The 11,142-nt window shown below is 71.6% G+C and carries 10 protein-coding genes; 2 read left to right on the top strand and 8 right to left on the bottom strand.

Features of this window, described 5'->3' with window-relative positions; translation table 11 throughout:
• Positions 1 to 3: 3 nt before the first annotated feature.
• Together AC07AZ_RS04540 and AC07AZ_RS04535 are read left to right on the top strand one after the other, a co-directional pair.
• Positions 4 to 723 carry an ABC transporter permease subunit gene (locus AC07AZ_RS04540; protein ID WP_478843737.1) on the top strand — a complete coding sequence of 240 codons (720 nt, stop codon included), beginning with the start codon at positions 4 to 6 and terminating at the stop codon, positions 721 to 723.
• Positions 724 to 798: 75 nt separating this feature from the next.
• On the top strand, positions 799 to 1,041 hold the full coding sequence (locus AC07AZ_RS04535) for an SGM_3592 family protein (RefSeq protein ID WP_478843735.1): 243 nt from the start codon (positions 799 to 801) through the stop codon (positions 1,039 to 1,041).
• Between the two features lie 659 nt (positions 1,042 to 1,700).
• On the opposite strand, the gene AC07AZ_RS04530 is transcribed toward AC07AZ_RS04535, so the two are convergent.
• The 8 genes from AC07AZ_RS04530 to AC07AZ_RS04495 all read right to left on the bottom strand — a co-directional run bounded on the left by AC07AZ_RS04530 (position 1,701) and on the right by AC07AZ_RS04495 (position 10,982).
• Positions 1,701 to 2,504 carry an HAD family hydrolase gene (locus AC07AZ_RS04530; RefSeq protein ID WP_478843733.1) on the bottom strand — a complete coding sequence of 268 codons (804 nt, stop codon included), beginning with the start codon at positions 2,502 to 2,504 and terminating at the stop codon, positions 1,701 to 1,703.
• The gene (gene serS / locus AC07AZ_RS04525; protein ID WP_478843731.1) at positions 2,501 to 3,778 is read right to left on the bottom strand and encodes a serine--tRNA ligase; all 1,278 of its coding nucleotides are present in this window, start codon (positions 3,776 to 3,778) and stop codon (positions 2,501 to 2,503) included. The genes AC07AZ_RS04530 and serS overlap by 4 nt, the downstream gene beginning before the upstream one ends.
• Positions 3,779 to 4,452: 674 nt before the next feature.
• The gene (pheA, locus tag AC07AZ_RS04520) at positions 4,453 to 5,385 is read right to left on the bottom strand and encodes a prephenate dehydratase (RefSeq protein WP_478843729.1); all 933 of its coding nucleotides are present in this window, start codon (positions 5,383 to 5,385) and stop codon (positions 4,453 to 4,455) included.
• A 127-nt stretch (positions 5,386 to 5,512) separates the two neighbouring features.
• Positions 5,513 to 6,883 (bottom strand): iron uptake transporter deferrochelatase/peroxidase subunit, encoded by a 1,371-nt coding sequence (efeB, locus tag AC07AZ_RS04515; RefSeq protein WP_478843727.1) that lies wholly within the window; start codon positions 6,881 to 6,883, stop codon positions 5,513 to 5,515.
• An 8-nt stretch (positions 6,884 to 6,891) separates the two neighbouring features.
• The gene (locus AC07AZ_RS04510; RefSeq protein ID WP_478843725.1) at positions 6,892 to 9,009 is read right to left on the bottom strand and encodes a copper resistance CopC/CopD family protein; all 2,118 of its coding nucleotides are present in this window, start codon (positions 9,007 to 9,009) and stop codon (positions 6,892 to 6,894) included.
• Between the two features lie 13 nt (positions 9,010 to 9,022).
• Positions 9,023 to 9,490 carry a copper chaperone PCu(A)C gene (locus tag AC07AZ_RS04505; RefSeq protein WP_478843723.1) on the bottom strand — a complete coding sequence of 156 codons (468 nt, stop codon included), beginning with the start codon at positions 9,488 to 9,490 and terminating at the stop codon, positions 9,023 to 9,025.
• Positions 9,487 to 10,140, bottom strand: coding sequence for an SCO family protein (locus tag AC07AZ_RS04500; protein ID WP_478843721.1), 654 nt, complete (start codon positions 10,138 to 10,140; stop codon positions 9,487 to 9,489). The genes AC07AZ_RS04505 and AC07AZ_RS04500 overlap by 4 nt, the downstream gene beginning before the upstream one ends.
• Before the next feature lie 101 nt (positions 10,141 to 10,241).
• Complete coding sequence (locus AC07AZ_RS04495; RefSeq protein ID WP_478843719.1) at positions 10,242 to 10,982, bottom strand: YcnI family copper-binding membrane protein; 741 nt, start codon at positions 10,980 to 10,982, stop codon at positions 10,242 to 10,244.
• Positions 10,983 to 11,142: the final 160 nt, after the last annotated feature.

Genomic DNA, 11,142 nt, shown 5'->3' with positions numbered 1-11,142 from the left:
ACAATGTACGACCCCACAGTCGCCCGGCTCACCTACCGAGCCCTGCTCGGCCGCCGCCGGGCCCTCATCCTCAGCGCGCTGCCCCTGCTGCTGATCGCCATCTCCGTCGTGGTGCGCGGCCTCGCCGGCGCCGACGACCAGACGGCGTCCGACCTGCTGGGCGGCCTCGCGCTCGCCACGATGGTGCCGATCATCGGCGTCATCGCGGGTACCGGCGCGATCGGACCGGAGATCGACGACGGCTCCGTGGTGTACCTGCTGTCCAAGCCGCTGAAGCGACCCACGATCATCTTCACCAAGCTGATCGTCGCCGTCGCCGTGACGATGGTGTTCTCGGCGGTGCCGACGTTCGTCGCGGGCCTCATCCTCAACGGCAACGGGCAGCAGATCGCCGTCGCCTACACGGTCGCCGCGCTGGTCGCCTCCATCGCGTACGCGGCGCTGTTCCTGCTGCTCGGCACGGTGTCCCGGCACGCGGTGGTCTTCGGCCTCGTCTACGCCCTCGTCTGGGAGGCCCTGTTCGGCTCCCTGGTGCCCGGCGCGCGCACGCTCAGCGTCCAGCAGTGGTCCCTGGCCGTCGCCCACAAGGTCGCCGGCGGAGACCTCGTCACCTCGGACGTCGGTCTCACCACGGCGACGGTGCTGCTGGTCGCGGTCACCGTGCTCGCCACCTGGTACGCGGGACAGAAGCTGCGGTCGCTGAAGCTGGCGGGCGAGGAGTAGCCGCCGCCCTTGACGGGGGCTTCACGTCCGCACGGGCACACTGAAACCGGACAAGGCGCAGCGGGGAGGACGGGGATGGCAGGCGAGACGCCACAGGAGGACGGCCGCGGCCGGTCCGGCGACACCGTCTGGGACGAACTGGTCCTGGACGAGACGTTCATACGCTCCGCCGAGCAGTCGGAACCCTCCGCGCGGGCCCGGATGCTCGCCGCGCGCTGGCGCGCGGAGGCGCCCGAGCCGCAGCCCTGGCGCTCCGAGGAGCCGCCCGCGGGCTGGTTCTTCAGCAAGGCACGTCGCCGCAGGTGGCGCCGCCGGTAGGGAAGGCGCCACCTGCCCCGAATTCGGTGGCGCCGCTCCCGGCACCACGGCACAGTGGTGGTGACCCCGACGCCGGATCGCACCGGCGCCGGGTGCCGGGGCAGGAGCGGGGTGACGTCCGAGCGGGACGGCACGCCGAACCCCCCGTCGGCGCGGCCCCGTCGGGCTCCGGAGTGAACGCCTCCGTCGAGCCCGCGCCGGGGCTGCCGGGGGCGGCCGCTTCGAGCACGCGACGCGTTTCGCGTGGGCCGCTTTTCCCGAGCCGGGGCGGGCGGGTGGATCACGCGGCGCGGCACCACGCGCGCCCGCCGCGCCACCCGCACCGCCCCAGCGACGCACCGCCCCAGCGACGCACCGCCCCAGCGACCCGCCGGCACGACCGCACCGGAGCCCCGACCGACTGCCTGGACGACTGCGACTGGAGGTGCGAGTGCGACTGCGTGTGCGTGTGCCTGCGGTACGTCCGGTGTGGCGGCCCCCGCGTCACGGCTCCTGAGGACCTGCGGAGACATCCGCGCCTGCGTCACGGCCCCGAAGACCGGCGGAGCCGCCGCGCCCGCGCCGGCCTGAGTCCGAAGGCCAGCGGGCCGTACCTGCAGCCCGCACCGGTCGGCCCTACGCCAGGCGGCCGTACGCCAGCAGCCCGCACCCAGCCGGACCTACGCCAGCAGGCGTTCCAGTACCACCGCGATCCCGTCCTCCTCGTGGGAGGACGTCACCTCGTCCGCGACCGCCTTCAGGTCCTCGTGGGCGTTGGCCATGGCCACGCCCCGAGCCGACCAGGCGAACATCGGGATGTCGTTGGGCATGTCGCCGAACGCGATGGTGTCCGCCGCCTTCAGCCCGAGCCGGCGGGCCGCGATGGACAGTCCCGTCGCCTTCGACAGGCCGAGGGGGAGCAGCTCGACGATGCCCTCGCCGGCCATCGCGACGGTGACGAAACCGCCCGCGATACGCCGGGCCGCCTCGGCGAGCCGGTCGTCCGTCAGCGTCGGATGCTGGATGTAGATCTTGTTGAGCGGGGCGCTCCACAGGTCCGACACGTCCGTGAACGGTGTCGCCGGCAGGGTGCCCGTGACCGCGTAGCCGGGGCCCACCAGCACGTCGCCGTCCAGACCGTCACGGCTCGCCGCGAGGAACAGCGGACCGACCTCCGACTCGATCTTGGCCAGTGCCACCCCCGCCAGCTGACGGTCCAGGGTCACCGACGTCAGCAGGCGGTGCTCCCCGGCGTCGTACACCTGCGCGCCCTGACCGCAGACCGCGAGGCCCCGGTAGCCGAGGTCGTCGAGGATGTGCCGGGTCCACGGGACGGCGCGGCCCGTCACCACGATGTGCGCCGCGCCCGCCGCGGTGGCCGCGGCGAGCGCCTCACGGGTGCGGGGGGAGACCGACTCGTCGGAGCGCAGCAGCGTTCCGTCGAGGTCGGTGGCCACGAGTCGGTAGGGGAAGACCGTGCTCACCTGGAGATCGGCTCCAGGACCTCTCGGCCGCCCAGGTACGGGCGCAGCACCTCGGGCACCCGGACCGAACCGTCGGCCAGCTGGTGGTTCTCCAGGATCGCCACGATCGTGCGCGGTACGGCGCACAGCGTGCCGTTGAGCGTGGCCAGGGGCTGCACCTTCTTGCCGTCCCGCAGGCGCACCGACAGGCGGCGGGCCTGGAAGCTGTCGCAGTTGGAGGCCGAGGTCAGCTCGCGGTACTTGCCCTGGGTCGGGATCCACGCCTCGCAGTCGAACTTGCGGGAGGCCGACGCGCCGAGGTCGCCCGAGGCCACGTCGATCACCTGGAAGGGGAGTTCGAGGCCGGTCAGCCACTGCTTCTCCCACTCCAGGAGCCGCAGGTGCTCGTTCTCCGCGTCCGCCGGGTCGACGTAGGAGAACATCTCGACCTTGTCGAACTGGTGCACGCGGAAGATGCCGCGGGTGTCCTTGCCGTACGTGCCGGCCTCGCGGCGGAAGCAGGGCGAGAAGCCGGCGTAGCGCAGCGGCAGCTTGTCGGCGTCGAGGATCTCGTCCATGTGGTAGGCGGCGAGGGGGACCTCGGAGGTGCCGACCAGGTAGTAGTCGTCCTTCTCCAGGTGGTACACGTTCTCCGCGGCCTGGCCGAGGAAGCCGGTGCCCTCCATGGCGCGCGGGCGGACCAGCGCCGGGGTCAGCATCGGGACGAAGCCGGCCTCGGTGGCCTGCGCGATCGCCGCGTTGACGAGGGCGAGCTCCAGGAGCGCGCCGACGCCGGTGAGGTAGTAGAAGCGCGAGCCGGACACCTTGGCGCCGCGTTCGACGTCGATGGCGCCCAGCGCCTCGCCGAGCTCCAGGTGGTCCCGGGGCTCGAAGCCCTCGGCGCCGAAGTCGCGGATGGTGCCGTGCGTCTCCAGGACGACGAAGTCCTCCTCGCCGCCGACCGGGACGTCGGGGTGCACGAGGTTGCCGAGCTGGAGCAGGAGACGCTTGGTCTCCTCGTCCGCCTCGTGCTGTTCGGCGTCGGCGGCCTTGACGGCGGCGGAGAGCTCGCCGGTCCTCTTCAAGAGCTCGGACTTCTCGTCCCCGGACGCCCTGGGGATCAGCTTTCCGAGCGCCTTCTGCTCGGAACGGAGCTCGTCGAAGCGGACGCCGGACGACCTGCGCCGCTCGTCGGCGGACAGGAGAGCGTCGACGAGCGCGACGTCCTCTCCACGGGCGCGCTGCGACGCACGCACACGGTCGGGGTCCTCACGGAGCAGGCGAAGGTCAATCACGTGCTCAAGGCTACCGGTGCGGGGTGAGGCCTCACGACTCACTATTCCGAACTGCGACTTACGTTGGGTTATGGGGGAATTGCCGGGAGTGTTCCCGCGCGTCAACATTGAGCGTCTCACTCCCTGGGACGAGGCAGTGGCCGAGCGGCTGGTTGACTCGATTTCCTTGTGCGGAGCGGGACTTGGCGCGCGGGTTGTCCACAGGAATCCGCCACTCCGAAAAGTTATCCACAGGCTGTGCGAAAGATCTGTGGACGTTGGAATTGATCATTCCGAGGGGGGTGCGGTGGATGATCAATTCCCGTCCGAAACCGGCCTGAGGCCCACTTTCGAGTGGAAATGTGTCGCCCTGAAGGATTGACCGAAGGAAACAGGTGGGCGAAGAGTGACGTGCTCCGCGGTGAACGCAATGAGGGGCTCCAGGGCGATTTATCGACCACGTTGCCGTTCGTTGTCGACTTGTCCCCAGGTCGAGAAGCAAGCCTGTGGATAACTCCTGTGGATAACGAAAATCTGCAGGTAGGACTGGCCGAAACCTGACGGAAACACAGCGTCCCCCTCCGGGCCACCCCTGCTTCACCCGAGCCGACGAGGGCGCACCGACGGCACCGACGACGCGGACGAAAGGAACGACGCCGACGACACGGCCGACACGGACGGCACCGGCGCTCCGCTCAGAACCGTCCGTCCTGGCAGCGTGCCACCCAGTCGGACGCCGCCACGAACTCCTCGTCAGAGGTCCCCGGCACAAGCGCCCGCGTGCCCTCCGCCCCCACGTCCGCGCGCGGATACGAGCCGAGGAAGCGCACCTGGCGGCAGATCCGCTTGAGGCCCATCAGCGCCTCGGCGACACGGCGGTCGGAGATATGGCCCTCGGCGTCGACGCAGAAGCAGTAGTTGCCGATGCCCGCGCCGGTCGGCCGGGACTGCAGCAGCATCAGGTTGATGCCCCGGGTGGCGAACTCGCCGAGCAGGTCGCGCAGTCCACCGGGGTGGTCGTCGCGCTGCCACAGCACGACGGAGGTCTTGTCCGCACCGGTGGGCGCCGCGGGCCGGGCGGGCCGGCCGACCAGCACGAAACGCGTCTGCGCGTTCTCCGCGTCGTGGATGTCGGTCTCCAGGGGCACCAGACCGTACCGGGAAGCCGCGAACTCACCCGCGAAGGCGGCGTCGTAGCGCCCTTCCTGGACCAGGCGCGCGCCGTCCGCGTTGGAGGCGGCCGACTCCCAGAGCACGTCCGGGAGGTTCGCCCTGAGCCAGTTGCGCACCTGCGGCTGGGCGGCCGGATGGGCGGTGACCGTCTTGATCTCCGACAGTTTGGTGCCGGGCCTGACCAGCAGCGCGAAGGTGATCGACAGCAGCACCTCGCGGTAGATCATCAGCGGCGCGCCCGCCACCAGCTCGTCGAGGGTGGTGGTGATCCCGCCCTCGACGGAGTTCTCGATCGGCACGAACGCGGCCTCGGCCTCGCCGGCCCGCACGGCGTCGAGCGCGGACTGCACGGACACGTACGGGATCAGTTCCCGGGTGGCCGTCTCCGGAAGTGTGCGCAGGGCGACTTCGGTGAAGGTGCCTTCGGGACCCAGATACGCATAGCTCGCTGGCATGGACTCACCCTAATGGGCCTGTGGAAGCCCGGCTCCCGAGATGGGCCTGTGGAAGCCCGGCTCCCGCGTCTCACGACCGACCCTCCCGCGAGTGAACCGGGAGGCTGGCGCGGGCCGCGCGGCTTCCTCAGCTCTCCAGCAGCCTTTGTCCCACGTACTCCCCCGGCGCGGCTCCGCCGGGCACCGCGAACAGGCCGCTCGCCTCGTGCCGTACGTACTGCGAGAGCGCGTCGCCCCGGTCGAGCTTGCGCTGGACGGGCACGAAGCCGCGCACCGGGTCGGCCTGCCAGCAGATGAAGAGGAGACCGGCGTCCGGCGCGCCGTCCGCGTCGATGCCGTCGTGGTAGGAGAACGGGCGGCGCAGCATCGCGGCCCCGCCGTTCTGGTCGGGCCGGGTGATACGGGCGTGCGCGTTGACGGGGACGACCAGGTTGCCCTGCGCGTCCGTCTTGTCCAGGTCCATCGGCGTCGTCTCGGTTCCCCCGGACAGCGGTGCCCCGTCGGCCTTGCGGCGCCCGATGACGTTCTCCTGGGCGCCGGTCGAGAGCTTCTCCCAGTCGTCGAGGAGCATGCGGATACGGCGTACGACCGCGTAGGAGCCGTCGGCCATCCACGCGGGATCGGCCGAACCGGACGCCGGCACGAAGACGCGCGAGTCGAAGTCGGGCTCCGCCGGCTTCGGATTGCGGGTGCCGTCCAGCTGGCCCATGAGGTTACGGGCGGTCATGCGGTGCGCGGTGGCGCCGGGGGTGCGGTTGAAGCCGTTCATCTGCCAGCGGACGCGGGCCGCGCCACCCGCGTCCTTCTGGATCGCGCGCAGGGCGTGGAAGGCGACGAGCGCGTCGTCGGCGCCGATCTGCACCCACAGGTCGCCGTCGCTGCGCGCCTTGTCGAGGTGGTCGGAGGAGAAGTCGGGCAGTGGGTCGAGGGCGGCCGGGCGCTGCTTGTCCAAGCCGGTGCGGGCGAAGAAGCTGTGCCCGAAGCCGAAGGTGAGCGTCAGCGAGGAGGGGCCAGCGTCCCGGGCGACATCCGTGTCGTCCCGGGTCGCCGCCTCGCCCGCCATCAGCCGCCGGGCCGTCTGCGACCAGCGGCGCAGCAGTGCGGCCGCCTCCTTGCGGCCCGCGCCGGCCGCCAGGTCGAAGGCGAGGAGGTGGCCGCGTGCCTGGAGGGGGTCGGTGATGCCGGACTGATGTTTCCCGTGAAACATCACCTCACCGGTGCCCAGGGAGGTGAGGGGTGCGGCCTCGGCGGGACGGGCCGCGTATCCGGTGGCGGCGCCTGCCGCACCGAGCACCAGCCCGGTGGCCCCGGCGGTCCCCAGCAGCCGTCGGCGCGACACGCCCTCCTTGACGGCGGCCGGGTCACGCGGAGCGGCCGGCGAAACCGGGTCGGTTCGGTCGGTCCGGTCGGTTCCGTTCTTCCGGCCCGTTCGGCCCGTTCGGCCGGTCCGGCCGGTGCGGGTGCTGGTCCCGGCCTCGGGAGGGGACTGGTCAGGCATGGTTCAGTTCAGCCGATCTGCGCGTTCTTGGAGACGGTCGCCTGGTCGATGTCGGAGGTGCGCACGGTCACGGCGACCTTCCAGTCCCCGGCCAGCGGGATCTGCACCCCGCTCGCCGACCAGTGCCCGGTGGCGATGTGGTCGGGGACCACGGGCAGCGGCCCGATGTCCTTGGCGGCGAGGGTGAAGGCGACCTTGACCTCGGGGACGTCGAAGGCGCGGCCGTTGAGCCGCTGGACGTAGACGTGCATCTCGTTGCCGCCCACCCGCGCGGGGTCGAAGTCGACCGTGACGACGCCCTTGCCGTCCTCGCCGCCCGTGTCGAAGGACATGTCGAGGGTCAGCGCCCCGGCGGAGGAGTCCGACGAGCCCGGCGAGTTCGACGAGGAGGAGGAAGAGGCGGACGAGGCGGCGGTGGCCGCCTTGGCATCCTGTTCGGTGCGGCCGGGCTCGGTCTGGGTGAGCACCGTGGTGACGGCGAGCAGGACCACGGCGACGCCCGCCTCGGCGAGCACCGAGCGGCGGAGCCCGAGCCGGTGGGGGTCCGCGTCCCGCAGCCGCTTGGTCCGGGTGGCGTCGACGGCGGCCCGCTGACGGGCGAGCTGGGCGGCGCGCCGGGGGTCACCGGTGGAGGCGTCCGTACCGGGCCGCCCCTTCTCACGGTCGCCGGAGCGCGCTCCGGCATGCTCCTTCACCCGCTCCCCGACCCGCTCCCTCCCGACGCCATCCGTCCGCTCCTCGGCCCCGTCCTCTGCCTCTGCCTCTTCATCCGGCTCCGCCGACTCCGCCGACTTCCGTGACCGCTCCCCGGCCGGGTCCGCCGCCCGTGTCCCGGAGCCCGTCTCCGCCCGGTCCTCGGCGGGCCGGCCGGCCACCTCCGCCTCCGCCGCCCCTGCCGACTGCGTGAGCCGAGCCGTCCAGCGCCGGGAGATCCACGCGATGCCGACCAGCAGCGTCACGAGTCCGATCTTGACGAGCAGCAGCTGCCCGTACCGCGTGTCGGTGAACGCCGACCAGGAGCCGAGCTGGCGCCACGACTGGTAGACCCCGGTCGCGACCAGGACGGCGACGCTGCCGAAGGCGAGACGCGAGAAGCGCCGTACGGCGGCACCGTCGACCGGGGTCTCCTCCGGCGCCCGGTAGAGCGCGACGAGCAGTGTGGTGAGTCCGCCGAGCCAGGTGGCGACGGCCAGCAGGTGGACGATGTCGACGGGCATCGCGATGCCCGGCTGGAGGCCGGTCGAGGCGTGCTCGGCCATGGCCCAGCTCGCGGCGAGCCCGGCGGCCACCACGGTCCCGCCGACGGCGAGCCCGAAGGTCAGGTCCCTCTTCTCCTCGTCGTCGCGTTTGTCGTAGGCGCCGAAGAGCACGGCGATGAACAGTGCGCCGGCGGCGAGCAGCAGCAGCCGGGACACCAGGGCCGCGCCGGTCTTGGTCTGCAGGACCTGGCCGAGCAGGCTCAGGTCGAAGATGTCGCCGAACGACCCGCTGCCGGTGTAGGAGCCGCGCAGCAGCAGCAGCCACAGGGTGGCCGCGGTGAGCACGACCCAGCCGGAGACGACGAGCCGTTGCAGGGCACGTACGCCGGAGCCGCGCTGCCAGCAGGCCAGCACGAAGGCGGCACCGCCGACCAGGACGATGAAACCGGCGTAGGACATGTACCGGCCGAAGCCGTACAGCCAGCCGACGACACCACCGCCCGCGGCCTGCGAGGACACCGACACGGAGGTGGTCGAGGGGGCGCCGATGGAGAAGGTGTAGGCGCCGGCGACCGGATGGCTGTCCGCGGACACCACCTGGTAGGTGACGGTGTACGTGCCGTCGGGCAGGCCGCTGTGCAGTTGCACGGCGTACGACGTGCCGCTCACGTCGGACGGTTTGCCGGTGTCGACCCGCTTGCCCTTGGGGTCGAGCACGCGCAGCGAGTCGTCCGACGTGGCGACCTTCTCGGAGAAGGTCAGCGTGACCTGGGTGGGTGCCTTGTCGACCACCACCCCCTGCTGGGGGTCGCTGCCGGTGAGTGCGGCGTGCGCGGAGGCCGGCCCGGCGCAGGCGAGGAGCAGGCCGGTGGCGGCCAGGAGCAGCAGCACCAGGGTCCGCACGCGGGGGGCGATGGTCTGGGTCAAGGTGGTCCCTCCCTCAGTGCCCGGTCTTCGGGGTGTACGTCGCCGGTTTGACCGGCATCGTCACGCGGACCGGGTCGGACGTGGCGAAGTGCAGCTCGACCGACACCGTCTGGCCCTGTTTCGGTTGGCGCTTCAGCTTCTCGAACATCAGATGGTCGCCGCCGCTTTTGAACACGAGTTGACCGTGGGCGGGGACGGTGAGGCGGTCGACCTGCTCCATCGCGCCGCCGACGGTCCGGTGCATGGTGACCTCGCCGGCGTCGGCGCTGGTGACGGAGGTCAGCTCGTCCTTCGTACCGCCGTCGTTCACGATCGTCAGGAATCCGGCGGCCATGGAGTCCGAGACGGGCTGCGGCATGTAGGCGGAGACGACGGAGAGCGCGGCGTGGGCGTCGGCGGCGACCGAGGAGCCGTCCGACCCGCAGCCCGCGAGGGCCAGGGTGCCGGCCACCGCGACCGCCGGCAGGGCGAGCCGCCTCACGGCCTGGCCCCCTTGATGATCTTCGGCAGGTCCTTGGTGTAGTCCTGGACGGTGGCGTCCTCGCCGTAGAGGAGGTAGCCCGCGTCGGTCTTCGGCGAGAAGGCGATGACCTGGGTGCCGTGGACGGAGACGAGCTTGCCGTTCTTGTCCTTGTGCGTCGGCTCGACGGAGATGCCCAGGGTGCGCGCGCCGGCCTGGATGGTGGCGAAGCCGCCGGTCAGGCCGATGATCTGGCTGTCGATGCCCTTGAGCCACTTGCCGAGTTCGGCCGGGGTGTCCCGGCCCGGGTCGGTCGTGACGAACACGATGCGCAGCCGGTCCTGCTGGGCCTTCGGCAGCTGCTTCTTGGCGACGGCGAGGTTGTTCATCGTCAGCGGGCAGATGTCGGGGCAGTGCGTGTAGCCGAAGTAGACGAGGGTGGGCCTGCCCGCGGTCTCCTCACGGAGGTCGTACTTCTTGCCGTGGGTGTCGGTGAGGACGAGGTCCGGCTTCTCGAACGGCTGGTCGAGGACGGTGACGGCCCGGTCCGCGCCGGCGTCCTCGGAGACCACGGCGACGGGTGACTTGCTGTCGTCGCCGCTGCCGCAGGCGGAGAGGGTCAGTGTGGCGGCGGCGAGGACCGCGGCCACGGCGAACGTCTTCTTGCGCATACTGCATTCTCCTGGGAGGCGGCCCCCGGGCCCCGGCCGGAAGACCGTGAGCCGGGACACGGGGGCGTCCCTGTGATGGTTCCTGTGGTGCGGGTCGGGTCTCAGGCGTCGGTGCGGCGGCGGCCGGCGAGCACGCCGTACGCCACGCCCAGCAGACCGACGACGATGCCCACCGCGCCCAGCACCCGGGCGGTGGTGTCGCTGCCGTCGGCGGACGAGGTGGTGTCGGCTGCGGTCGCCTTGGCGTCGCCGGAGGTCTTCTCCGCGGCGTTCTCGGCGGTGGTGCCGTGGGAGTGCCCGTCGCTGGAGGCGGCGGACAGGGCGAGGACCGGGGCCGGGTTCTCGGGCTCCTCCTGGCCGTCCTCCTGCGCCTCGATCCAGCGCACGACGTCGTGGTCGGAGTACGTCTGGAGGGCCTTGAAGACCAGTTCGTCGGCGTCCTCGGGCAGGGCGCCGACGGAGACCGGGAACTTCTGGAAGAAGCCGGGCTGGATGCCCTTGCCGTCGGCGGTCCAGGTGATCTTCGACACGGCCTCGGTGATCTTCTCGCCGTGCATCTCCAGCGGCTGGGCGAGCTTGGCCTTGGTGACCTTGATGGTCCAGCCGTGGATCGGCTCCGGCATCGCCGAGGCCAGCGGGTGGTCGGTCGGGAAGTTGACCTCGAGCTTGGTGGTGGAGGCGTTGTCGCGCTCGTTGGGGACCTTGAAGTCGACGACCGCGTAACCGCCCTTGGCGGCGGCTCCCTCGGGCTGCACGGAGACGTGTGCGAAGGCGGGCGTGGACAGGACGGCGACGGCGGTGGCGGCGACGGCGCCGGTGGCGGCGAGACGAGAGGCCTTCATGCAGAGCACTCCACTTCGAGTGGGAACCCACGGGATCCCGGCGGGTGCCGGGGTGTTCGGCGGGTTCGGTTCGGCGGGTTCCGGTGATGACGAGGGGTACGCGCGCGGGGGCGTGACCGGTCACGAGAGCGCGAACAGGCACACGGGTGCGCGGATGCGC

This window comes from Streptomyces sp. NPDC043878, from assembly GCF_056435735.1.
The sequence above is the reverse complement of the archived record's forward strand: the minus strand, read 5'-3'. Positions and strand labels throughout refer to the sequence as shown.

Excerpts from the sequence above, each read along its gene's own strand:
- AC07AZ_RS04535 (WP_478843735.1), top strand. The coding sequence starts at position 799 with ATGGCAGGCGAGACGCCACAGGAGGACGGCCGCGGCCGGTCCGGCGAC.
- efeB (WP_478843727.1), bottom strand. The coding sequence starts at position 6,883 with ATGCCTGACCAGTCCCCTCCCGAGGCCGGGACCAGCACCCGCACCGGC.
- AC07AZ_RS04495 (WP_478843719.1), bottom strand. The coding sequence starts at position 10,982 with ATGAAGGCCTCTCGTCTCGCCGCCACCGGCGCCGTCGCCGCCACCGCC.
- AC07AZ_RS04540 (WP_478843737.1), top strand. The coding sequence starts at position 4 with ATGTACGACCCCACAGTCGCCCGGCTCACCTACCGAGCCCTGCTCGGC.
- pheA (WP_478843729.1), bottom strand. The coding sequence starts at position 5,385 with ATGCCAGCGAGCTATGCGTATCTGGGTCCCGAAGGCACCTTCACCGAA.
- AC07AZ_RS04500 (WP_478843721.1), bottom strand. The coding sequence starts at position 10,140 with ATGCGCAAGAAGACGTTCGCCGTGGCCGCGGTCCTCGCCGCCGCCACA.